The sequence below is a fragment of the Geodermatophilus sp. SYSU D00965 genome (assembly GCF_054050075.1).
On record NZ_JBJGYQ010000039.1, the window covers coordinates 1 to 22,269 of the forward strand.

Annotated in this window: 21 protein-coding genes; 13 read left to right on the forward strand and 8 right to left on the reverse strand. The window is 77.6% G+C overall.

The features are described 5' to 3' along the window. The first annotated feature begins 118 nt into the window (after positions 1 to 118). The 6 genes from pqqB (at position 119) to ACI789_RS23700 (ending at position 4,662) form a co-directional block, all read left to right on the forward strand. Positions 119 to 1,015, forward strand: a complete 897-nt coding sequence (gene pqqB / locus ACI789_RS23675; protein WP_457012002.1) for a pyrroloquinoline quinone biosynthesis protein PqqB — start codon at positions 119 to 121, stop codon at positions 1,013 to 1,015. Continuing rightward, complete coding sequence (gene pqqC / locus ACI789_RS23680; protein WP_457012003.1) at positions 1,016 to 1,723, forward strand: pyrroloquinoline-quinone synthase PqqC; 708 nt, start codon at positions 1,016 to 1,018, stop codon at positions 1,721 to 1,723. Further along, complete coding sequence (gene pqqD / locus ACI789_RS23685; protein ID WP_457012004.1) at positions 1,692 to 1,988, forward strand: pyrroloquinoline quinone biosynthesis peptide chaperone PqqD; 297 nt, start codon at positions 1,692 to 1,694, stop codon at positions 1,986 to 1,988. The genes pqqC and pqqD overlap by 32 nt, the downstream gene beginning before the upstream one ends. Further along, the gene (gene pqqE, locus ACI789_RS23690) at positions 1,981 to 3,096 is read left to right on the forward strand and encodes a pyrroloquinoline quinone biosynthesis protein PqqE (RefSeq protein ID WP_457012005.1); all 1,116 of its coding nucleotides are present in this window, start codon (positions 1,981 to 1,983) and stop codon (positions 3,094 to 3,096) included. Before pqqD ends, pqqE begins: the two co-directional genes overlap by 8 nt. Continuing rightward, positions 3,093 to 4,178, forward strand: a complete 1,086-nt coding sequence (locus ACI789_RS23695) for a sodium:calcium antiporter (RefSeq protein ID WP_457012006.1) — start codon at positions 3,093 to 3,095, stop codon at positions 4,176 to 4,178. Before pqqE ends, ACI789_RS23695 begins: the two co-directional genes overlap by 4 nt. 76 nt (positions 4,179 to 4,254) lie before the next feature. Beyond that, positions 4,255 to 4,662 (forward strand): YkvA family protein, encoded by a 408-nt coding sequence (locus ACI789_RS23700; protein WP_457012007.1) that lies wholly within the window; start codon positions 4,255 to 4,257, stop codon positions 4,660 to 4,662. A 42-nt stretch (positions 4,663 to 4,704) separates the two neighbouring features. On the opposite strand, the gene ACI789_RS23705 is transcribed toward ACI789_RS23700, so the two are convergent. From ACI789_RS23705 to ACI789_RS23715, 3 genes are all read right to left on the reverse strand, one after another. Continuing rightward, entirely contained in the window at positions 4,705 to 4,974 is a 270-nt protein-coding gene (locus ACI789_RS23705; protein WP_457012008.1) for a DUF1876 domain-containing protein, read from the reverse strand. 137 nt (positions 4,975 to 5,111) lie between these two features. Next, positions 5,112 to 5,444 carry a pyridoxamine 5'-phosphate oxidase family protein gene (locus ACI789_RS23710; protein ID WP_457012009.1) on the reverse strand — a complete coding sequence of 111 codons (333 nt, stop codon included), beginning with the start codon at positions 5,442 to 5,444 and terminating at the stop codon, positions 5,112 to 5,114. Positions 5,445 to 5,519: 75 nt separating this feature from the next. Further along, positions 5,520 to 6,101, reverse strand: a complete 582-nt coding sequence (locus ACI789_RS23715) for a flavodoxin domain-containing protein (protein ID WP_457012010.1) — start codon at positions 6,099 to 6,101, stop codon at positions 5,520 to 5,522. Between the two features lie 292 nt (positions 6,102 to 6,393). Here ACI789_RS23715 and ACI789_RS23720 point away from each other — a divergent pair, with 292 nt between their 5' ends. After that, complete coding sequence (locus ACI789_RS23720) at positions 6,394 to 6,666, forward strand: SHOCT domain-containing protein (RefSeq protein ID WP_457012011.1); 273 nt, start codon at positions 6,394 to 6,396, stop codon at positions 6,664 to 6,666. A gap of 73 nt (positions 6,667 to 6,739) precedes the next feature. Here the strand turns inward: ACI789_RS23720 and ACI789_RS23725 are convergent, their stop codons facing one another. Next, positions 6,740 to 9,337: a PEP/pyruvate-binding domain-containing protein gene (locus ACI789_RS23725; protein ID WP_457012012.1), complete on the reverse strand. Its 2,598-nt coding sequence runs from the start codon at positions 9,335 to 9,337 to the stop codon at positions 6,740 to 6,742. Positions 9,338 to 9,770: 433 nt separating this feature from the next. Between ACI789_RS23725 and ACI789_RS23730 the strand changes: the two genes are divergently transcribed. Beyond that, the gene (locus ACI789_RS23730) at positions 9,771 to 10,847 is read left to right on the forward strand and encodes a hypothetical protein (RefSeq protein ID WP_457012013.1); all 1,077 of its coding nucleotides are present in this window, start codon (positions 9,771 to 9,773) and stop codon (positions 10,845 to 10,847) included. 4 nt (positions 10,848 to 10,851) lie between these two features. Further along, entirely contained in the window at positions 10,852 to 13,887 is a 3,036-nt protein-coding gene (locus ACI789_RS23735; protein ID WP_457012014.1) for an FtsW/RodA/SpoVE family cell cycle protein, read from the forward strand. Between the two features lie 4 nt (positions 13,888 to 13,891). Here ACI789_RS23735 and ACI789_RS23740 read toward each other — a convergent pair whose 3' ends face one another. After that, positions 13,892 to 14,878, reverse strand: a complete 987-nt coding sequence (locus ACI789_RS23740; RefSeq protein ID WP_457012015.1) for a rod shape-determining protein — start codon at positions 14,876 to 14,878, stop codon at positions 13,892 to 13,894. A 294-nt stretch (positions 14,879 to 15,172) separates the two neighbouring features. Here ACI789_RS23740 and ACI789_RS23745 point away from each other — a divergent pair, with 294 nt between their 5' ends. Then, on the forward strand, positions 15,173 to 15,877 hold the full coding sequence (locus ACI789_RS23745; RefSeq protein ID WP_457012016.1) for an RraA family protein: 705 nt from the start codon (positions 15,173 to 15,175) through the stop codon (positions 15,875 to 15,877). A 32-nt stretch (positions 15,878 to 15,909) separates the two neighbouring features. Here the strand turns inward: ACI789_RS23745 and ACI789_RS23750 are convergent, their stop codons facing one another. Continuing rightward, the gene (locus ACI789_RS23750; protein WP_457012017.1) at positions 15,910 to 16,647 is read right to left on the reverse strand and encodes a hypothetical protein; all 738 of its coding nucleotides are present in this window, start codon (positions 16,645 to 16,647) and stop codon (positions 15,910 to 15,912) included. A 209-nt stretch (positions 16,648 to 16,856) separates the two neighbouring features. Between ACI789_RS23750 and ACI789_RS23755 the strand changes: the two genes are divergently transcribed. Next, positions 16,857 to 18,359, forward strand: coding sequence for a serine hydrolase domain-containing protein (locus tag ACI789_RS23755; RefSeq protein ID WP_457012018.1), 1,503 nt, complete (start codon positions 16,857 to 16,859; stop codon positions 18,357 to 18,359). On the opposite strand, the gene ACI789_RS23760 is transcribed toward ACI789_RS23755, so the two are convergent. Together ACI789_RS23760 and ACI789_RS23765 are read right to left on the reverse strand one after the other, a co-directional pair. Next, positions 18,295 to 19,251, reverse strand: coding sequence for an endonuclease/exonuclease/phosphatase family protein (locus tag ACI789_RS23760; protein WP_457012019.1), 957 nt, complete (start codon positions 19,249 to 19,251; stop codon positions 18,295 to 18,297). The genes ACI789_RS23755 and ACI789_RS23760 overlap by 65 nt on opposite strands. An 8-nt stretch (positions 19,252 to 19,259) precedes the next feature. Further along, positions 19,260 to 20,345 (reverse strand): hypothetical protein, encoded by a 1,086-nt coding sequence (locus ACI789_RS23765; RefSeq protein WP_457012020.1) that lies wholly within the window; start codon positions 20,343 to 20,345, stop codon positions 19,260 to 19,262. A 171-nt stretch (positions 20,346 to 20,516) separates the two neighbouring features. On the opposite strand from ACI789_RS23765, the gene ACI789_RS23770 reads away from it, so the two are divergent. Next, on the forward strand, positions 20,517 to 21,842 hold the full coding sequence (locus tag ACI789_RS23770) for a wax ester/triacylglycerol synthase domain-containing protein (RefSeq protein ID WP_457012021.1): 1,326 nt from the start codon (positions 20,517 to 20,519) through the stop codon (positions 21,840 to 21,842). A 160-nt stretch (positions 21,843 to 22,002) separates the two neighbouring features. Beyond that, on the forward strand, positions 22,003 to 22,158 hold the full coding sequence (locus ACI789_RS23775) for a hypothetical protein (RefSeq protein ID WP_457012022.1): 156 nt from the start codon (positions 22,003 to 22,005) through the stop codon (positions 22,156 to 22,158). Positions 22,159 to 22,269 lie beyond the last annotated feature (111 nt).

The following is a 22,269-nucleotide window of genomic DNA, read 5'->3' on the forward strand; positions in this document are numbered from 1 at the left end:
GGAGGCCGCCGCGCGCACCCACCCCCCGCCCCCCCCGCGGCGGGCCCGCGCCCCCCCCCCCCCCCCCCCCCCCCCCCCCCCCTCCACTCCGGAGCGCGACGAGGGGACGCCGATCGGCATGTGGGTGCGGGTGCTGGGCTCGGCGGCGGGCGGTGGGTTCCCGCAGTGGAACTGCGCCTGCCCGTCGTGCCGGGCGGTGCGCGACGGGTCCCGGCCCGCCCGCCCCCGCACCCAGTCGTCGGTCGCGGTCAGCCCCGACCGCCGGCGCTGGACGCTGGTCGGCGCCTCACCCGACGTGCCCGCCCAGTTCGCCGCCTTCCCCGCCCTGCACCCCGCCGACGGGAGCCGGGCGGTGCCGCTGGAGGCGGTGCTGCTCCCCGACGCCGAGCTCGACTCCACCCTCGGCCTGCTGCTGCTGCGCGAGGGCCGGGACCTGGTCGTCCACGCGACCGAGGCGACGCGGGACACCCTCTGCGAGGGCACCGGGCTGCTGCGCGTGCTGGAGGCATACTGCCCGGTGACGTGGCGGCCGGTGGTCCCCGGGGTGGACGTGCCGCTGGGCGGCGGGCTGTCCTACCGGGCCTTCGACGTCCCCACGACCAAGCGCGCGCGGTTCGGCGGCGGCGGGACCGGCGAGGGCCGGGTCGTCGGCTACCGGCTGACCGACGAGCGCAGCGGCCGGACGCTGGTCTGCCTGCCGGTCGTGCAGGACCTGGCGACGGTGCGCGAGGAGCTCGACGACTGCGCGTGCCTGCTGGTCGACGGGACCTGCTGGGCCGACGACGAGCTGGCCCGGCTCGGACTCGGCAGCCGGACCGCCCGCGAGATGGGGCACCAGCCGATCAGCGGACCGGGCGGCAGCCTCGAACTGCTCGCGCCGCTGCCGATCGCGCGCAAGGTCTACACGCACGTCAACAACACCAACCCGGTCCTGCTCGAGGACGCTCCCGAGCGGCGCCTGCTCGAGCAGTACGGCGTGGAGGTGGCGGTGGACGGCATGGAACTGGAGGTCTGAGTGACCGTGACGGAGACGCCGACGGACCCGGCGACCGGCGACTTCGTGGCCGCGCTGCGCGCCCAGTCCCGGCGCTACCACGACCAGCACTCCTTCTCCCGGCGGATGAACGAGGGACGGCTGGACCCCGGGCAGATCCGCGGCTGGGTGGCCAACCGGTTCGCCTACCAGGCGGCCATCCCGCGCAAGGACGCCGCGATCCTCGCCAACTGCCCCGACCGCGCCGTGCGCCGGCGCTGGATCCGGCGCATCCACGACCACGACGGCACCGTCGACGGCGAGGGCGGCATCGAGGCCTGGCTGCGGCTGGCCGAGGCCGTGGGGCTGGCCCGGGAGGAGGTGGAGGACGAGCGCCACGTCGTCCCCGGCGTGCGGTTCGCCGTCGACGCCTACGTGACCTTCGCGCGCACCCGGCCGTGGGTCGAGGCGGTGGCCTCCTCGCTCACCGAGCTGTTCGCGCCGGACCTCATGGCCGACCGCCTGGCCGCCTTCGAGCGCCACTACACCTGGATCGACCCCGCCGGGCTGACCTACTTCCGGGCCCGGCTGACCCAGGCCCCGCGCGACTCCGAGCACGCCCTGGAGATCGTGACCCGGCAGTGCCGGACCCCCGACCAGCAGGCGGCCGCGGTGGCCGCGCTGTCGTTCAAGTGCGACGTCCTGTGGAGCATGCTCGATGCCATCGACCGGGCCTTCCCCGACCGCTGACGCCACCGACCGGCCGCGGCTGGCGCCGCACGTCCGGCTGACGTTCGACGCGGCCCGGCGGCGGGACGTGCTGCTGACGCCGGAGGCGGTGTCGGTCCTCAACGCCACGGCGGCGGCCGTCCTGCGGCTGTGCGACGGCACCCGGACCGTCGCCGAGGTCGTCGCCGCGCTGCGCGACCGGTACGACCGGGTGGACGACGACGAGGTGCGCGGCTTCCTCGACCGCCTCGCCGCCCGGCGCTGCGTGGAGCTGCACCGTGGCTAGCGACGTCGAGCCGCCGTTCGGGCTGCTGGCCGAGCTGACCTACGGCTGCCCGCTGCACTGCCCGTACTGCTCCAACCCGCTCGAGCTGGCCGCCTACCGCGACGAGCTGTCGACGGCGGAGTGGCAGCGGGTGCTCACCGAGGCCCGGGAGCTCGGGGTGCTCCAGCTGCACCTCTCCGGCGGCGAGCCGCTGCTGCGCCGCGACCTGGCCGAGATCGTCCGCACCGCGGCCGGCCTGGGCCTGTACACGAACCTGATCACCAGCGCGCTCGGCCTCACCCCGCACCGCGCGGGGCAGCTGCGCGCCGCCGGGCTCGACCACGTGCAGATCAGCCTGCAGGCCGACGAGGCGGCGCTGTCGGACCGCCTCGCCGGGGTGCCCTCGTTCGGGCGGAAGCTGGCGGCGGCCCGGCTGGTGAAGTCGCTGGGCTGGCCGCTCACCCTCAACGTCGTCCTCCACCGGCACAACCTCGACCGGGTCGACCGGGTCCTCGCCCTGGCCGAGGAGCTGGGCGCCGACCGGCTGGAGCTGGCCAACACGCAGTACTACGGCTGGGCCCTGCGCAACCGCCGCGCGCTCCTGCCCAGCCGGGCCCAGGTCGAGCGCGCCGAGGCCGTGGTGCGGGCGGCCCGCGACCGGCTGGCCGGGCGCACGGAGGTCGTCTACGTGCTGCCCGACTACTTCGGCCGGTACCCGAAGCCGTGCATGGGCGGCTGGGGACGCCGGCAGCTCACCGTGGTGCCCACCGGCGACGTGCTGCCGTGCCCGACGGCGCACGACCTGCCGCTGCCGCGGGCCAGCGTGCGGGAGCACCCGCTGGCCTGGATCTGGGCGGAGTCGCCGCTGTTCCGGCGCTTCCGCGGCACCGACTGGATGCCCGAGCCGTGCCGCGGCTGCGACCGCCGCGAGGTCGACTTCGGCGGCTGCCGCTGCCAGGCGTTCGCGCTCACCGGCGACGCCGCCCGGACCGACCCGGTCTGCGTCCTGTCGCCCGACCACGCGCTCGTGGCCGACGCCGTGGCCGCGGCCGAGGAGGCGGGCCCGGACACCGCGCCGGTCCCGCGGCGGCCCGAGGCGCCCCTGCGGCTGACCGGGGCCCGGCCATGACGTCGGTCTTCGTCTTCGTCTCCGGCGTGACGCTGCTCATCGTGAGCGCCGAGAAGCTCATCGCCCACCTCGTCGGGGCCGCGCGGGGTCTGCGGGTCCCGCTGTTCCTGCTCGCCATCGTCTTCACCGGGATCGAGTTCGACGACATCACCCTCGGCGTCGCGCTGAACCTGGAGGACCTCAGCGGCGTCGCGCTCGGCGTGGTGTTCGGGACGGCGCTGTCGTTCACCGGCGTGGTCCTGGCGCTCGCGGCGATCCTGCGGCCCAGCCGCATCGACGTCCCGCGGGACTACCTGGTCCTGCTCGCCGTCGCGCCCCTGGTGATGGTCGGGTTCACGCTGAGCGCTCCGCTGTCCGTGGCCGACGGCGTGGTGCTCCTGGGCCTGTTCGCGCTCTTCGTCGGCTACGTCGTCGCCCGGGAGTGTCGACGGAGCGTGCCGGTCTTCCGGGACGAGGAGGTGCTCGAGGCCGCCGGTGTCGGCGGACCGGGCGGGGCCGCGCCGCCCGTGCCGCGGGGGACCGACCGGCGCGACGGGGCAGGGGCCTGGGCCGGCCCCGGCCTCGAGCGGCAGGTCGTCGACGACCTGCCCTTCGCCACGGCGCGCCCGATGCCCGGGTGGGCCCACCTCGGGGTGGCAGTGCTCGCCCTCGCCGGGCTGGTCGTCGGCGCGGCGACCACCAGCCTCGGCACCGAGGGGATCCTGTCGACCTACGGGCTCGAGGGCACGGTGTTCGGCGCGACGATCGTCACCGCCGTGCTGACCCTGGAGGACCTCTTCCTGACGGTGGAGCCCTTCCGCAAGGGCGTGCCGGAGATCGGGGTCGGCAACGTCATCGGCAGCGTCGTCTTCTCGGTCACCGGGAAGCTCGGCACGACGCTGCTGGCCGGGGGCATCGTCGTCGGCCCGGACGTGCTCGCGTGGCACCTGCCCGCGCTGGTGGTCCTCACCGGGCTCGCCGCGTACTTCCTGTCCACCGGCCGGCTCCGGCGGTGGCACGGCGTCGTCCTGCTGGCGCTCTACGCGGCGTACTGGGTCGTCAGCGTGCTGGCCTTCGGCGGGGCGCCGGTCGAGCTCGACTGAACCGGGGCGCCGGGCTGCCCGTGCCGCTCCGGTGTCATGCTCGGGGTCGGGCGGGGGACGAGGAGAGGGCGGCGGCATGCCGGGCTGGGCGTGGACGCTGGTCGGGGTGGCAGGCGGTCTGCTGCTGTGCTGGCTGGTGCTGATGGCGGTCCTGTGGACCCACCGCCCCGACGACATGAGCGCACGGGAACTGCTGCGGCTGCTGCCCGACGTGCTGCGGCTGGTGCGCCGGCTGGCCGCCGACGGCACCCTGCCGCGCGGGGTCCGGGTGCGGTTGTGGCTGCTGCTGGCCTACCTGCTGGTGCCGATCGACCTGGTGCCGGACTTCGTGCCGGTGCTCGGCCACGCCGACGACGCGATCGTGGTCGCCCTCGTGCTGCGCTCGGTGGTCCGCCACGCCGGCCCGGACGCGGTCGAGCGGCACTGGCCGGGCACCCCCGACGGGCTGGCCGCGCTGCGCGGGGCCTGCCGGCTGCCGGCGTAGCGGAGCGCGCGGGCGGTCCGGACTCCCGACCGCCGCCGGCCGTCACATGACGAGGTGGGCCGGCGTCCCGGTGGACTGCTCGACGTCCTCGGTCGCGGTCTGCAGCAACCGGTGGCTGAGGTCCGACAACGCCCGCGCGACGGCGATCTCGTCGCCGATCACGGGGACGTCACGATCGGCGGGGTCCAGCCGGGCGAGGCCGACGCCGGTCAGCCGGTCGTTGTCCCCCGTCTGCAGCCGGGCCACCGCGCGGGTGTGCCCGTCGTGCTCGTCGATCTCGATCGAGACCGTCCAGGTCTTGGCCTCGTCCACGTCGTCCTCCTCGGGGTGTCCCGGTGGCCGGCGGCCGGCCGACCGGGTCGGTGGCCAGCCTCCGCCGGGGTCCCGGAGTGGGGGAGTGGCCGAGGTCCCGGGACGCCGGGCCCCTCGTCCCGGGGCTGCTCAGCTGCTCAGAGGTAGGCCCGGGGGTCGACCGCCGGGGGCAGCTCGCCCGGCACGACGCGCCGCCCGGTGACGTGGTGGGGGATCAGCCGCAGCCAGTGACCGTGCTCGCCAGGAGCCCAGGGAGTGACGCCGACGTCGTGGGTGCGCCGCACGAGGTCGGGTCCGTGGGCGTCGGTCACCTCCTCGGCGAGCCCGCGGACCAGCACGCTCCACCCGCTGCGGTGGATCGGGTCGATCTCGTCCACCTCGAAGGTCACGTTGGCGTGGCCGGCGTTGCTGAGCTTCGTGCCCGGCGAGGTCCGGATCTCGGTGGACGACGTGTCCCGGGTGTCGGTCATCGCTGCTGCGCCTCCTCCGTCCGGTCCCGGACCTCGGGCCGGCCGCGGGTCAGGGGATCGTCGCGGCCCGGGCTCTCAGCCCGCGGCCCCGGCCGGCGACACCGGGCTGGACCGACCGCCGAGCGCCGAGCCGATCTCGCCGGCCCAGGCACGGACGGCCGCCCAGTCGCGGAAGTCGCCGACCGGCGCCCGCATGGCCGTCACCACGGCCCGCTCCCCGAAGGAGAGCAGGGACGGGTCGAGGCGGCCGGGGAAGACCCGGTGCCCGCGGGGGCCGAGCATCGCGGTGAGCGTGCCGGCGTCGTGCGGCGCGTCCGGCGGGAACGGCGGAGGGCCGATCGGGCCGCTGGAGAACAGCCACACCGGCCGGCCGCGCAGCACGGTGAGGTGCGCGGTGGCCAGGTCCCGGGCCGCCTCCTGCCAGCGCCCGGCGTAGACGGCGCTGCCGAGGACCACCGCGTCGAACGCCGATGGGTCGGGGCGGTGCTCGGCCGGGACGGCGGAGGCGACGACGTCCGGGTTCCCCGCGGCAGACCGGCCGGTGAGGACGCGGGCCAGCTCCTCGGCGATCTCGTGGGTGGAGCCGTGGCGGCTCGCCGCGGTCACCAGGACCCGGACCGCGGGCTGCGCGGCCCCGGTCGTCGAGGCCTCCGTCATCGGGCGCCTCCTCAGGCGTGGGTGGCGGGGGGCTGGGTCGGACGGTAGGGAGCGGGCCGGAGCGGCCCCAGGGTCGCCGGGCGCATCGGGCCGGGACCTCGGTCCCTGCCCGGCTCGCGCGCGGCCTCCCGATGTGCGCCGGGCACCGCGCGGCGCGCGACCGGGGCCGAAGGGGCTCCCCGGAACGGGACCTCCGTCCGGCGCGCGGCGAGGGCCGGGCGCGGAGCATCGGCAGCCGACCGCAGCCGCGCAGACGACCGCGGTCCGGCTGGTCGAGGAGATGGTCCCGGTGATGAGCTGGTACGGCTGGAGTCCGATGAGCGGCTGGGGCTGGGTGGTCACCACGCTCAGCGGCCTGGTCCTGCTCGCCCTGGTCGCCGCGCTGGTGGCCCGTGCGGTGCGGCCGCCCGGCGGGACCTCCTCGCCTCCGACCTCCTCGCCTCCGCCGCAGACGGCCGAGCACCTGCTCGCCGACCGGTTCGCCCGCGGCGAGATCGACGAGACCGAGTACCGCAGGCGGTTGACGACGCTGCGCAGCGCGGGGACCGGCCCCGAGCCGGGCTGACCTCCGCTCGTCCCGCAGCCGCCCGCGGCTGCGGTGGTTCTCGGCGCGTCGTCGACAGGTCGCTCCGGGCGGCTCAGGGGCCGTCCAGCACCGTGACCGATCCCGCGCCGCCGTCCACCCGGACCCGCTGGCCGGTGCGCAGCCGCCGGGTCGCGTCGGGCACCGTGGCCACGGCGGGGATGCCGTACTCGCGGGCCACGATCGCGCCGTGCGAGACGACTCCGCCGACCTCCATCACCAGGGCCCCGGCGAGCTGGAACAGCGGCGTCCAGCCCGGGTCGGTGCTGGCGGCGACGAGCACCTCGCCGGCGGTCAGCGCGGCGCCGACGGGGGAGTCCAGGACCCGGACGACGCCCTCGTGCACGCCCGGGGACACCCCGGTGCCGCGCAGCGTCCCGGGGGTGCTCTCGGGGAGGGCGGTCGGGCCGTAGACGGTCTCGCCGTCGCTGGTGAGCAGCAGCGGGACCACCCGCCGGCCGAGCTCGCGCTCGTACTCGTCCCGCCGGCGGGCCGCACGCTCGCGCAGGTCCGGCGCCGTCCCCTCCACCCCGGCACGCAGGTCGGCCGGGTCGAGGAAGAAGACGTCGTCGGCCGCGTCGAGCCGGCCCGCCGCGACCAGCCCCGCGCCGACCTGCTGCAGCACGCCCCGGGCCACGGCGAGCACCCGCACCAGGTCGAACTTCGGCCGCTCCCGCAGCCCGCCCAGGGCCCGGTACCGGTCGAGCACCGCGCCGAGCAGCCGGGCGCGCACCGGCCCTCGGTCGCGGCGGACGGCGGCGACCAGCTCGCGCACGGCGGCCTCGGCCTGCTCGGTGCCGCGCAGCCGCCGGTCGACCAGCGCGGCCGGGTCGCCCGCGGCGAGGTAGCCGCGGACCAGGTCCACCACGTAGGCCGGGTCGTCGGTGAAGCGCGGCAGCCCCAGGTCGATCTCCCGGTCCGGCGCCCGGTGCCCGTAGGCGGCGAGGAACTCCGCCATGCCCGGCATGGCCGCCGACGGCTCGGTCCCGGTCCGGGCGCTGGTCCGCGCCAGCCGGGCCAGCGCGGTGCCCATCGCCAGCGTGGGGTCGTGGGGCAGCCAGCGGCGCACCGGCTCGAGCCCTGCGGACGTGCCCAGCCACCGCTCGCACAGCTGCGCGGCGAGCGCGCCGGCCAGCAGTCCGACGTACACCGGCGGCAGCTGGGCCCAGGCCACGTCGAGCGTCCGCTGCGGCAGCGTCGCGAGGACGTACTCCGCCTGCTCGCGCGGTCCGGTCAGGGTCGCGGCCTCGTCGCGGACCCGGCGCACGTCGTCCTCCGCGCGGGCGAGCAGCCGCCGGCGTGCCCGCGCCGGGGCCGCGGCCGCGGCCACGAGCCCGGGGACCTCCCGCGCCACCCACCAGGTCACCCCGGCCGGCAGGGCCGCGCCGCGGGGTCGCGCGAGCCGGTGTCCCTCCCGGTCGAGCCACTCGCGCAGGACCGCGGCGGTGGCGGGGTCCTTCAGCGCCATCCGGTCGGCCAGGTTGCGGCCCAGCCGGGGGGAGGCCAGCACCGGGGTGATGTCGTAGAAGAGGCGGCCGGCCACCTGGGACACCCAGGGCGGTGCCTCCCGGCGCGGCCGGCGGCGCAGCGACCACAGGGACGACACCGCGGTGACCAGTCCGGTGAAGGCGGCGTTCCCGGCGGGGGTCATGGGCTCGGCCACGCCCTGCGCCGCGAGGGTCAGCGGGATGTACACCCGCAGCCCCGGTCCGGCCGGCGGCCCGGGCGGCAGCGGGAACAGGGTGGTGACCGGCCGCGACTGGAGCAGCCAGCAGCGCCCGCCGGCGACGGCCCACTCCACGTCCTGCGGCGTGCCGGCCGGCGCGGCCGCGCGCAGCCCCAGGGCGACCAGCTCGCGCAGGCGCGCGTCGTCGAGCAGCGGGCGCTCGCCGTCCGGCCCGCTGAGCACGGCGCCCGTGCCCGCGTCCACCACCCACCGCTGCGGGGTCACCCGCCCGCTCACCAGGGCCTCACCCAGCCCGCGCACGGCCTCCACGACGACGTGGTCGCGGCGTCCGGTGAGCGGGTCGGCGGTGAACAGCACCCCGGCCACGTCGGCGGCCACCATCCGCTGGACGACGACGGCGACAGCGGCCGCCGCGTCGGGCGTGCCCTGCCGTGCCCGGTAGGCCAGGGCACGGGCCGTCCACACCGACGACCAGCAGCGCCGGACCGCGGCCACCACCGAGTCGGCGCCGGCGACGTCGAGCACCGTGTCCTGCTGGCCGGCCGAACTGGCTCCGGGCTGGTCCTCCGTGGTGGCCGAGGAGCGCACCGCCACCGCGTCGGCGCCCAGCCGGCGCCAGGCAGCGACGATCGGCCCGGCGAGCTCCTCGGGCACCGGCGCGGCCGCGAAGGCCTCGCGCAGTCGGGCCGACGCAGCGGCCAGCGCGTCGGGGTCCTCCCCGTCGAGGCCGGTGGTCGCCGAGTCGACGACCGGGGCCAGGCCGGACACCGCCACGAACCGCCGGTAGGCCTCGGCGTCGACGACGAAGCCGTCGGGCACCGGCAGCCCGGCCTGCCGCAGGCGGGCCAGGCCCGCCCCCTTGCCGCCGGCCCGGGCCGGGTCGGCGGCGCCCCGGTCGTCGAGCCAGGTGACGGTCCCGGGTAGCCCGGCCTCGAGCGCGGTGGCGACGGAGTGCGGCTCGCTCACGGGTCCCGACCTCCTGCCCGACGTCCGGTGACCGTCCAGCGTGGGCCGCCCCGGTGCCGCGGCCACAGGGTCCGAGGTCCGTCGGGGCCCTTGGTCGGTGGGAACTGCGGACGTTGTCCAGCCCGGACAGGGCACACCGGCCCTGGTGCCGGGCCGGCCTCCCTGGCGCGGGATCGGTGGCGGGCCGTCTTCTGGCGGACCACGCGGGAACGTCGTGACATCGGCGTTCCCGCGGCCCAGCATCTGCACAGACGAGTCACGGGGAAGTGCCCAGACAGCGGCGGTCGGGCGGGGGTGGCGGTCGGTGACGGACCTGACGGACCGGGCGACCGGGCACTCCGAGTCCGGGCTCGCGTCCGAGCCCCCCGACCTCTCCGCTCTCCCGAGGCCCCGCGAGCCGCGGCCGGCCGGTCCGCCGGCCCCCCGGGACGGCGTGCCGCTGACCCGCCTGACCAGCCTGGCCCGGCTCACGCCGTCGCAGGCCCTCGAGCTCGCGGCGGGGGTGCTGGCCGAGGCGGCGCGGGGAGAGGAGCCCGACCCCGGTGGCGAGCCGGTCCTGGCCGGTGAGGTCGTCGTCGGCACCGACGGGCGGGTGGCGCTGCGCACCGCCGCGGACGGCGGACCGCCGGCGGGCGGCCCCGCGGTCGCGGTGGTCCTCGCGGACCTCGGGGGTGCCGCGCGGGTCCGCGGCCGCCCGGTGGACCCGGCGGCCGAGCAGCTGCTGACCCGGCTGGAGCGGGCGGGAGCCGACCTGCGGGTCGCCGGCGTCCCCGCCGTCGCGCGGACGCTCGGGGAGGCGGCCGCCGCGCTCGACCGCGGGGCCGTCCGCGCCGAGCTGGCCGCGCTGGTGCGGGCGGTCGGCGGGACGGCGGCCGGCAGAGGAGCCTCCGGCGGGGGAGCGGGACCGGCGCGGGTCGCCTCTCCCGAGGGCCGGGAGGCCCCGGCGACGAAGGCTGCGACCGGGGGGTCCCGCACCGCGCGGCGGCGGATCGGCGCGTGGCTGCTGTCGGTCCTCGTCCTCGGCGCGGTGGTCGCGGTCGAGGTCGCCGTCCTGCGCGACGACATCGCCACCGACGTCGCCCTGCTCCTGGACGCCGGGCGCAGCGGGGCCCCGCCGTCCACCGAGCCGGAGCCCGACGGCCCGCCGGTCGTGCCGCCGGCACCACCCGCGGCCGGCGCGGTGACCGGGGTCGACCTGCGGCCCCTCGACGCCTGCACGCCGGGCGCGCCCTGCAGCGTGCGCCTGCTGGTCCGGCTCGCCCCGGCCCCCGATCCGCAGGTGGTGACCTGGTCCTACCAGGTGGTCGACCGCTGCACGAGCGCCGCGCAGACCGCGCCGGGCGGGACCGTGACCGTGCCGGCCGGCGCGGAGCGGGCCGAGGCCGTCGGCACGGTCGCGCTCCCCGCGGTCGCGGCCGCGGCGGTGGTCGCCGTCACCGAGCAGCCCGCGGTGGCGGCCTCGCCGCCGGTGTTCGCCGGTTCGTGCCTCCCCGACCCGCGGGCCGGGTGACGCCATGCCGATCAGGCGGAAGGCCCTGCCGATCAGGCGGAAGGCCCTGCCGATCAGGCGGAACGCACTGCCGATCAGGCGGAACGCACTGCCGGTCGCCGAGCCGGCCGGGCCGCCGCCGGAGGCGTCCGGCCGCCGCCGCAGCACCCGCGAACGGCGCAGGGACCTCCGCAGCGGCGCGTTCGACCTGCTCGCCGTCGTGGCCGCGCTCGTGCTGGTCGGGCTCGGGCTGGTCAACCTGTACCTGGTGGGGGCTCCCGGGCTCGCGGCGCGACAGGCGCTGATCGCCGCCGGCGGGGTGCTCGCCCTCGCGGTGTTCTGGCGGATCCGGGTGCGGTACCTCGGCGTGCTGGGCTGGGCCGCCTACGCCGCGGCCGTCGTCCTGCTGGTCGGCGTCCTCACCGTGGGCCTGTCCGCGAACGGCGCCACCCGGTGGATCGCGATCGGCTCGCTGACCTTCCAGCCCTCCGAGCTGGCCAAGCTCGGGCTGCTGCTCGTCCTCGCCGCCGTGCTCGGCTCGGGCCGGCCCGCGTGGCAGCGCTTCGCCGCGGCGGTGCTGCTCGCCGTGGTGCCCATCGGCCTCACCCTGCTCCAGCCCGACCTCAGCACCACGACGCTGCTCGTCGTCCTGGCCGCGTCGATGCTGGTCATCGGGCGCGTGCCGGCGCGGTTCCTGCTGCCGCTGGTCGCCGCGGGGGCGATCGCCGCGCCGCTGATGATCAGCCTGCTGCGGCCCTACCAGCTCCAGCGCCTCGGGTCCTTCCTGGTGGGCGCGCACGAGTCGCCGACCGGGTCGGGCTGGGCGCTGCGGCAGGCGCACATCGCGGTCGGCTCGGGCGGGCTGTTCGGGCGGACCGACGACCCGTTGCGCCTGCTGCGCGCCCAGTACCTGCCCGAGCGGGACACCGACCTGGCGCTGGCCAGCCTGGTCGGGCAGTGGGGACTGGTGGCCGGCGCCGGGGCGGTGCTCGCCGGGATCGTCCTGGTGTGGCGGCTCGCCCTGGCCAGCCGGGCGTCGCGCACGCCGCACGGCGCGCTCGTGGGCGGCGGCCTGGCGATCCTCATGGGCATCGAGATCGTCGTCTCGGTGGGGGCCAACCTCGGGCTGCTGCCGCTGGCCGGCGTCCCGTTCCCGCTGCTGAGCTACGGCGGCACCGCGCTGGTCGTGCACCTGGCCGCGATCGGGGTCGTGCTGGCCGTCCGCCGGGACGGCGCGCGGCGGCGGCTGTGGGCGCTGCCCGGCCGGTACAACCCGCGCCCGCGGCTGGTCCGGCTGACCGCGGCCGGCCTGTCGCTGCTGCTGCTCTCCTTCGGGTTCTACGGGTGGCAGCTGCAGACCACCCAGGGCCGGGACCTCCAGCTCGTCGGGGACGAGCAGATGACGCGCTGCATCCGGCTGCCCGCGCCCCGCGGCGCGATCACCGACCGGCACGACGCGCCCCTGGCCGTGGACGCCGCCGACGTCGGCAGCGGCGTGGACCGGGTGCTCGTGGTGCCCGCCCTGCTGCGCGGCCGGCCCGCCGACGTCGACCGCCTCGCCGACCTGACCGGCCGGCCGCGCGACGAGCTCGCCGCGCAGCTCGGTTCCGCGGAGGGCACCACGCTGTCCCTCCCGGTGGCCGACGTCCCGCGCGCGACCGGCGACGCGGTCACCGCGGCCGGGATCACCGGCGTGCTCGTCGTCCCCGAGCCGCGTCGCGCCTACCCCCAGGGCGCGCTGCTGGGCCCGGTGCTCGGCTTCGTGGGGGTGGCCACGCCCGAGGACGAGCAGCGCTGGCCCGGCCTGCCGTCCGGGGAGTTCGTCGGCCGCGCCGGCCTCGAGCAGCAGTACGACGCGGTGCTGCGCGGCGTCGACGGGCGGCAGTGCCTGTACGTCGACCCGACCGGCGTGCCGGTCGCCCTCGGCGAGCGGCAGGACCCCGTCCCCGGCGCCGACCTGCGGCTCTCGCTCGACCTGGGCCTGCAGCAGGTGCTCGACGCCCGCCTCGCCGAGGCCGTGCGCGCGCAGCCGCACCCGCGGGGCCGGATCGGCGCCGCCGTCGCGATGGACCCCCGGTCGGGGCAGGTCCTCGCCATCGCCAGCACCCCGTCGTTCGACAACAACGTCTACGGGCCACCGGTGGACGCCGGTGCGCTGCAGGCGCTGGCCGACGCCCCGGGGTCGCCGATGCTCGAGCACGTCACGCAGGCGGTCGCGCCCCCCGGGTCGACGTTCAAGCTGGTCGTGGCCGCGGCCAACCAGGCCCACCCGGTCTTCGCGCCGTACCGGGCCATCCCCACCGGGGGCAGCTTCACCTACGGCGGCCACACCTTCGGCAACTGGAAGCCGATGGGGCCGATGGACCTGGTCGACTCGATCGCCATGTCCAACGACGTCTACTTCTACAAGCTCGCCGTGGCGCTGGGGCCCGAGGCGATCATCGACACCGCCCGGGCGCTCGGGGTGGGGCAGCCCACCGGCATCGACCTCCCCGGCGAGTCCGCCGGCTACCTCGGGACGCCGGAGTCGGTCGAGGCCGGCGGGGGCACCTGGTACGGCGGGTCCACCGTCATCCTCGGCATCGGCCAGGGCCCGCTCCAGGTCACCCCGCTGCAGAACGCCCGGTGGACCGGCGCCGTCGCCACCGGGAACCTGGTCACCCCGCGGCTGGGCCTGGCGGTCGGCACCGAGGGCGCTCCGTACACCGCGCTGCCCGCACCGGCCCCGACGCCGGTGCCCTTCGCCGCCGAGCTGGGGCCGGTGCGGGAGGGGATGCGCGCGGCCGTGACCAGCGGCACCGCCGTCCGGCTCGCCGACCAGCCCGCGCCGGTGAGCGCGAAGACCGGCACGGCGCAGGACGGCGGCCTGCCCGAGGGCGAGTACGACAACTGGCTGACCGCGGCGGCCCCGGCCGACGCCCCGGAGATCGTGGTGACCGCGATGGTGCAGGGCCCCGGGACGGGCGGGAACACCGCGAAGACCGTGGTGGCCGACGGCCTGCGGCACTACCTCGAGCACCGGGCCGACGTCGCCGCCACCGGCCCGGTGCAGACGCCCTGAGCCGTCAGCTCCGGCCGTAGGCGGCCAGCAGCGGGCGGTTGCGCAGCGCCCGCGCGGCGCCCTCGGCCACGCAGGTCAGGGGGTCCTCGGCGAGCTTGACCGGGAGGCCGAGCGCCCGTTCCAGCTCCGGCGCGAAACCCGGGACCAGCGAGGACCCGCCGAACAGCAGCACACCCTCGGCCAGCACGTCGGCGATCGCCTGCGGCGGGAGGTCGTCGAGGCAGGCGCTCAGCGTCCGGACGATCTCGTCGGTGATCGGCCGCACCGCGTCGGCCACCTCGGCCCCCTGCACCGTCGCCAGCCGCGGCCGGCCGGTGGCGGCGTCGCGGCCCTGCACGACCAGCGGGCCGTCGTCCTCCGTCCCGGAGCCGATCTTGAGCTGCTCGGCCTCCAGCTCGCCGACGTGCAGCTGGTGCTGCTCGCGCAGGTACCGGGAGACCGCCGTCGTCATCTCGTCGCCGCCCAGCTTGCTGGTCCGGTGCGCGAGCACCCCGCCGAAGCAGAACGCCACCGCCTCGGCGGTGCCACCCCCGACGTCCACGACCATGTGCACCCGCCGCTCCAGCGGGTCGACGCCGCAGCCGACCGCGCCCGCGATCGACTCGTCCAGCGCCGTCACCGGGCGGATGCCGGCCTCCTCGGCGGCCTCGAGCAGCGCGCGGTGCTCCAGCGCGGTCGACCCGACGGGGACGCCGATCACGGCGCGGACCGGGGCCCACGCCCGCCGTCCGGCCTTCTGCAGGACCAGGCGCAGGTACAGCCGGGCGGTCTCCAGGTCGGTGACCACGCCGTCGTTGAGCGGCCGGACGGCGGCGAACCGGGCCGGGGCGCGACCGAGCAGGTCGGCGGCCTCCCGGCCGATGGCGAGCACCCGTTCGCGGCGGGCGCCGCCGCGGCGCAGCAGCATCACGGTCGGTTGGTCGTAGACGATGCCGCGGCGGAGGTCGCTGACGACCGTGTTGGCGGTGCCCAGATCGATGCCGAGATCCACCCCGTGCCTCCTGACCGCCGGCTGCCGTCCCAGTCTGGGACCGCTGCCGGACACGGTCCAGGACCCTCGCTCCCGGCTGTGCAGCACGAAGGTCCCTGGTCGGCGCGTCCGCGGCGCGGCGCGTCTTGCGGTGCAGGTGGCATCGACGGTCTCCTGGGCACCCGGCCGGCGGCCGGGGGCCGTCCCGCGTCCGGGCCGGCGAGCGCGACGGGAGGACGGATCGACGATGACCAGCTCCGCCGAGGGGCCGCTCGCCCCGCAGACCCGCACCAAGGCGCGGCCGGAGGCCGCGGCGTGAGCAAGACGCACGCCCGGCAGTGGACGGTCGAGGAGACGGTCGAGCGCCCGCCGGCCGCGGCGGTCGCCGCCCTGGCCGGGTTCCCCACGACCCAGATCGCCGACTGCGGCGGGCCGGTCGGCGTGGTCGGCCCGGGGCTGCGCCGGCTCGCCGGGGGAGCGGAGTTCTGCGGCCCCGCGGTCACGGTGTGGACCCGGCCCGGGGACATCCTGTTCATGCTCACGGTGCCCGAGGTGACCCGGCCCGGGGACGTGCTCGCCGTCGACGGTGGAGGCCGGGCCGACGCCGCGATCCTCGGCGACATCCTCACCGGGGCGCTGGCGCAGCGGGGCGTCGTGGGCATCGTCGTCGACGGCGCGGTGCGCGACATCGACGGCATCGACGCGATCGGCGTGCCGACCTTCGCCCGCAACGCGCACCCCGCCACGGGGTCCAACGAGGGGCCCGGTGCGATCAACGTCCCGGTGCAGGTGGGCGGGGTCGCCGTGCACCCCGGCGACGTGGTCCGCGGGGACGCCAGCGGGATCGTCGTCGTCCCGCGGGAGCACCTCGACGCCGTGATCGAGCTGACCCGCGCGGTCGACCGGCGGGAGACCGCGTGGCGGCAGGCCATCGCCGGCGGCGCCACCGTGGCCGCGGCGACCGGGGCGGACGCCGTGCTCGAGGAACGCCGCCGCGCGACGGCGGTGCCCCTGCCCTGAGGCGGCGCCGGTGCGGCGCGGGACGCGGGGGCTCACCTCCCGACGGCAGCTCCCGCGGCGGCGCTGCGTGCCCGGCGGCGGTGCTCGGCCTCGGCGCGGTCCCGGATGTTGAGCAGCATCCGCCGCATCATCGGGTAGTCCCCGACCTCCATCAGCAGCACCGTGACCAGGACCAGCGGCCGGCGCCACTCGTAGACGGTGTGCAGGCGGGTGACCAGCCGGGTCCGCCCGCCGGGGAGTGGGCGCAGGCGCCACGCCCACGAGCGGTTCGGCGTCCGCCACAGCAGCCACTCCGGGACGACGAAGCCGTCGACGCGGAACGCCGTCCGCTCCGACGGTCTCGGGACGAACGCCAGCCGCTGCCCGACGTGCAGGTCCTGCAGCTCGGGGACGATCTCCCGGGCGCTGGGGCGGGCGAAGTCGTCGAGCAGGTCGTCGGCGTACCAGCCGCCGCGCCCGTAGCCGACCTGGACCAGCCACGGCCACACCTCGTCGGGCGGCGCCGCGACGGTGATCGCGCGGGTGCAGCGGTACTGGGCGGAGGGGAACAGGTCGTCGCCGGGCATCGCGGCGGCGACCTCCTCCTCCGTGGCACCCCAGGTGCGGTGCCGGCGCCGCCGCACCGGCGCGGCGAGGAACCGCGGCACGTCACCGAGGACGTCCGCCACCTGGCGGGCGAGGGCCGCGGCGGTGATCGGGGGTACCCGGTTCCCTGCGGGTGCGGCCGGCTCGGTCCGGTCTCCCGGCCGGGAGCGCGACGTCGTCCTCACGGCTGCCTCCTCCGCTGCGCGACGGGGACAGGGGGGATCGTCGACCCGCCGGCGGGCGCCGGGGAACGAGGACGCGCGGGTTCCGCAGCCGTCCCTCGCGGGCGGTCCGGGTGGGACGCTGGCTCGGAGGGGGCGCCATAGCGAGCCGACGTCCGACCCCGGTCCGGTCCGGGCTGCTGGTCGGGACCCTGGTCGCGTCGGTCGTGCTGGTGGGCGCCGCTCCCGCCGCCGTCGCGCAGCCCCTCGCGGTGGACGCGGCGGGCCTCACCGGCTACCTCGAGGGCGCGCTGCGCAGCACCCGGCTGCCGGGCGTGGCCGCGGCGGTGGTGGACGGCGACCGCACGACGCTCGTCGCCGGGGTCGGGGACGACGGCCGCGGCGGCGCCGTCACGCCCCGCACCCGGTTCCGGGTCGCCTCGCTGAGCAAGTCGTTCACCGCCGTGGCCGTGCTGCAGCTGGTCCAGGCCGGGCGGGTCGACCTCGACGCACCGGTCCGGGCCGTGCTGCCGGAGTTCGCCTCGCAGGACGCGGCGGTGGCCGCGCGGGTGACCGTCCGGCACCTGCTCAACCAGACCAGCGGGCTCACCGACGCCGGCTACCCCGGGATCGTCGACGACGGGGCCGCCGACCTGCGCACCCGGGTGGCGCTGCTGCGCACCGCCCGCCTGACGGGCGAGCCGGGCACGCGGTTCTCCTACTCCGACCTGAACTACCAGGTGCTCGGCCGGCTGGTGGAGGTCGTCAGCGGGGCGTCCCTGGCGGGCTACCTCGACGAGCACGTCTTCGGGCCGCTCGGCATGACCCGCACCGTCTCGGTGGCGACGGCCGCGGCCGGCGCGCGGCTGCCCGGACTGGCCCGCGGCTCGGTGCTGCTGTTCGGCTGCCCCGTGGCCCGCGACGAGCTCGACGGGCTGCTCGCCGGCTCCGGCGGGGTGGTCACGACGGCAGGGGACATGGCGCGCTGGCTGCGGTTCCAGACGACCGGACGGACGCCGGACGGACGGGCGCTGCTGTCGCCGGCGCTGCTCGGGCTCAGCCACACCCCGCCCGGCGGCGTCCCCGGCGGGTACGCCATGGGCTGGCAGGTGGTGGACGGCCCCGGCCCGGCGCGGCTCGAGCACACCGGGGTGCTGTCCACCTTCTCCGCCCAGCAGGTGCTGCTGCCGGGCACCGACGTCGGCTTCGCCCTGCTCTACGACGGCAACAGCGCGCTGGCCGACACCGCCGCCGTCGAGCGGGGCCTGGCGGCGCTGCTCACCGGTGCGCCGGCGCCCGGCGTCCGCAGCACGGGGCTGACCGCGGGAGTGCTGGCCGCCGTCCTGCTCGTCACGGTGGCCGCCGTGGTGCGGGGCGTGCTGCGGGGACCGGCCTGGGCGGCGCGTCGGCGGGCCCGGCCCCGGTGGGCGACCGCGCTCCGTCTCGTCCCGGCCGTCCTCCCGGCGGTGCTGCTCGCCGGCCTCCCGGCGGCCCTGCGTGCGGGCACCGGGCGGACGTTCACCGCCTGGCAGCTGGTCCTGTCCGCGCCCGGGGTCGCCGTCGTGCTGGTCGTCGCTGCGCTCGGCGGCCTGGCGGTGGCGACGGTCCGGGCGTGGGTGCTGGTCCGCGGCGGTGGCGCAGGTCGCGGAGCCCAGGGGGCGGCCCGGGCCCTCAGCCGACCGGCCCGGGGGAGCACGCGGTCCCGTCGCACGGGGACCCGTCGTGCGCGGTCATGACCCCCCGCAGCGGGTCGTGGTCGGAGACCGCGGAGCCGGTGGCGTCGCCGTCCAGGCGCGGGTCCACGTGCCGCCGGTCCCCGAAGACGTAGTCGAGCTTCGCCGTGGCGTAGGTGGCCTCGTCGTGGACGCCGTCCCCGCCCGGCCGGTAGCGGTCCACCTCGGACATCGACCCGGTGCCGCGGTAGCAGCGGGCCGCGCCCGCGCCGAAGCGGCCGGAGTACCAGGGGCGCAGGCCGATGCCGACGGCGGCGTCACCGCACCGCCGGACGTCGAGGTTGAGGTCGCCGCCGACGACGACCGTGCGGCCGGCGGCGACCCACCCGTCGACCAGCCGGGCCGCCGCGGTGGCCTGGGCCGCCGCCGTCGCCTGCGAGGTGGCGGTCAGGTGGGTCGTGCAGGTGCGCAGCGGGACGCCCACCCGGCCGTCGACGCACAGCAGCGTCCGGCGCTCGCCGCTCGCCTCCACCCCGAGAACGGAGGCCGAGGAGCCGTCCAGGACGTCGCTCTTCACCAGCACGGCCAGCCCCCAGGTGCGGTCCACCGACTGGCAGCGCGTGTCGGTCGTGGTGAACGTGGCGGAGAAGGACCAGACCCACGTCGGCGGCAGCGCGGCGACGACCATGTCGACGGTCGACCGGCACACCTCCTGCAGGGTGACCACGTTCGGGGACCCCGGTGCGGCGGTGATGCTCCGCGCGATGGCGCTCGCCCGCTGGGTGGGGGTCACGTCGCAGGCGGCGTTGCCCCGCCCGAACTGGTCGCACGCGTTGAAGTCCCACACCAGCAGCCGGACGGACGCCGCCGCTGCCGGGGCCGGGGCCGGGGTCAGCAGGCCGAGACCCACGGTGAGGGCCAGTCCGACGGCCAGGGCGCGTGCTCGGGCTGTCATCGGCGTCCTCACCGGTAGCTGCACGAGGCGACGGAGATGCCCGCACCGACGGCGGGGAGCGACTCGACCCGGCTCGGCTGCCGCGCGCGGTCCCAGGCGATCAGCGCGGAGGCGCCCGGGTCCGCCTCGGTGTCCGGGGCCGCGATGCCCAGCAGGCGGCTGCCGTCGGCGGTGAGCGGTGCGACGTCCGGGGTGAAGCCCTCCTCGAGCGTCGTGCGCCCGGTGGCGACGTCGACCCGGAGCACCTGGAACCGGGCCGGGTCCTCCGCGGTGTCGGTCGGCCGCTGGTGCCGGATCGCCGCGAGCACCGTCGTCCCGTCGGCGGACCAGTCGACGTCGGACACGAAGTCGGTCCCGGGCGCGGTGTGGACGACGGTGTCCGCGCCGGAGCCCCGGTCGCGGATGCGCAGCGTGTTCACGACGGTGCCGGGCCGCACCTCGACGGCCAGGGCGTAGGCCACCCGGCCGCCGTCGGGGCTGAGCGCCACCTCGGCAACGGCGCTGAACAGGTGCGGGTCGACGTCGGCGGCGCGCGGCAGCGGGGCGTCGGCCCGGAGCGAGGTCAGGTCCACCACCGTCACGCTGTTGACGTCGAGCCCGGTGTCGGGGTGCGGCTCGACGGTGTGCGCCGCCGCCAGGGAGCGGCCGTCGCCGGAGATCCCCAGGTCGACGGTGCCGGGCAGCCGGGCCACCTCGGTGACCTCGCCGGTGAGGAGGTCCAGTCGTTCGACGACGCCCGGCGTCTCGGGGGCGTCAGCCTGCACACGGCCGCTGCTGCGCAGGGAGTACACCGACCGCCCGTCGGGGCTGATGACGGCGCCGAGGTGGACCCCGTCGTCGGTCAGCGGCCGGGTGCTGCCGTCGACGTGCAGGGCCCAGGTGTCGTGGCCCACGACCGCGGGGCTGTCCGCCGGCGACGGGCTCGGGGCCTGCCCGGTGAACACCCCGACGACCGGGCCGGCCCCGGGGCAGCCGTGCAGGCCGGTCAGCGGCGCAGCGGGGGCGGCCACGGGCGGGGCGCACGCAGGCAGCACGGCGACCAGCAGGGCGAGTGGTGCCGCGGCGCTGCGCGGCGGTGTGGGCCTGCGGATCACCGACCGTGCTCCCCACCGGGGCCGTCCCGTGGACCGGACGGACCCACGGTAGGGACGCCCGGCGCGCGGAGGGGAGGGGTTCGGACACGCCCGGTCCCGGACCCGGCCGGTGTCCCGCCGGGACCGCGGAGGCGGTTGTCCGGGCCGTCGTCGACCCGGCAGGCTGCCCGCGTGCAGGTCCCACTGACCGCCGAGGACCGGGCGATCCTGGCCCTCGAGGGTCCGGAACTGGTCGGCCACACGTGCACGGTGGTCCGCCTGCCGGCGGGTGCGCCGACCCTGGGCGAGCTGCGCGACGCGGTGACCCGCAGGCTGCCGGACGCGCCGCGGCTGACCTGGCGGCTGGCCGGTCCGGCCGAGGAGCCGGTGTGGGCTCCCGACGAGGCGATGGACGTCGCCGCGCACGTCGGTGCCGTCGTCGCGGCCGCCCCGCTCGACCCGGCAGGGGTGCGCACCGAGGTGGCGCGGTTGTTCGTCGAGCACCTCGACCGGCGCCGGCCGCTGTGGCGGATGGACCTGGTCGGGCCGCTGGAGGGCGGGGAAGCGGTCCTGGTGTGGCGGGTGCACCACGCCCTGGCCGACGGCACGACGCTGATGCGCCTGGCCCACGACGTCCTGTGGGACCCCGCGCCGCGGACGGCGGCCGACCGGCCCGCCGCCGTCCCCCGCCCGGGGCCGGCCGTCGCCGACCCGGGGCCGACCGGGGCCGCCGCCGTGCCGGGGTCGCCCGGGCAGGTGCCGGGGCGCCACGCCCTCGCCGGCGTCCTGACCGGCGAGCTCCTGCCCGGCGTGCGCCGCTCCCCGTTCGACGCGCGGGTCGGACGCGGCCGCGCGGTCGCGTTCGCGGGGACCTCGCTGTCCGCCCTGCGCGACGCCGCCCGCGGGCTGGCCGGCGCGACGGTGAACGACGCGGTGCTCGCCGTCGTCGCGGGCGCCCTGCGCCGGTGGCTCGAGCACGGTGCCGGGCCGCTCCACGGGCTGCGCGTCAAGGTGCCGGTGACCCTCCACCACGACGGCGACTCGGCCGGCAACCGCGACTCGTACTTCCGGGTGGACCTCCCCGTGGACGAGCCCGACCTCGTGGCGCGGCTGACCGCCGTCCGGGCGGAGACGGCGCTGCGCAAGGCGCGTTCCGACGCCCAGGAGCTGGACGAGCTGATGCAGCGGATGGCCCGCTGCTCGCCGCGCCTGGCCGGCTGGTCGCAGCGACTGCAGCGCTGCGGCCGCGCCTTCGCGCTCAACGTGTCCAACGTCCGGGGCCCTGAGCGGGAGGTCACCGTCCTCGGCGCGCGGGTCGGCGCCGTCCACTCGCTCGCCGAGGTCGCCCAGCACCACGCCCTCCGGGTCGCCGTGGTCTCGGTCGCCGACCGGCTGGGCTTCGGGCTGGTCGCCGATCCCGCCGTGGTCGAGGACCTGGACGTGCTCGCCGGTGCCCTCGAGCGGGAGGCGGCCGAGCTCGTGCGCGCCGGCACGGGGACGTCGCCCGGTCGCCGGTGACCCCCGCCGACGGGGAGGGCGGACCCCACTCGGGAACGGGGTGACCGCCTCCGGAATTGCGGGGGTCTGCTCGGTGTCGACCATTCCGCGCGTTCGCCATCCTCTTTTCCAGGCACCACACGGGAAACGGGTTCCCGGGCCTGGAACGAGGGAGTGCACCATGTACGACGACGACCACGGCGACGACTGGGGCAGTGACTGGGAGGAGAGCGAGGACAGTCACTTCGACGCGTACGACGACTGTTCGGACTACGACGAGTACGACGAGCACGACGAGCACGACGACTACGACGACGAGTTCTGCGGCGACTACTGACCGCCCGCGGGGGGGGGGGGGGGGGGGGGCGCGGGCGCCCGCCCGCCCCCGCCGCCGGGGGGACGCCGGCGGCGCCCGCGCCGCCCGCCCCGCGGCGCGGTGCCGTCGGCG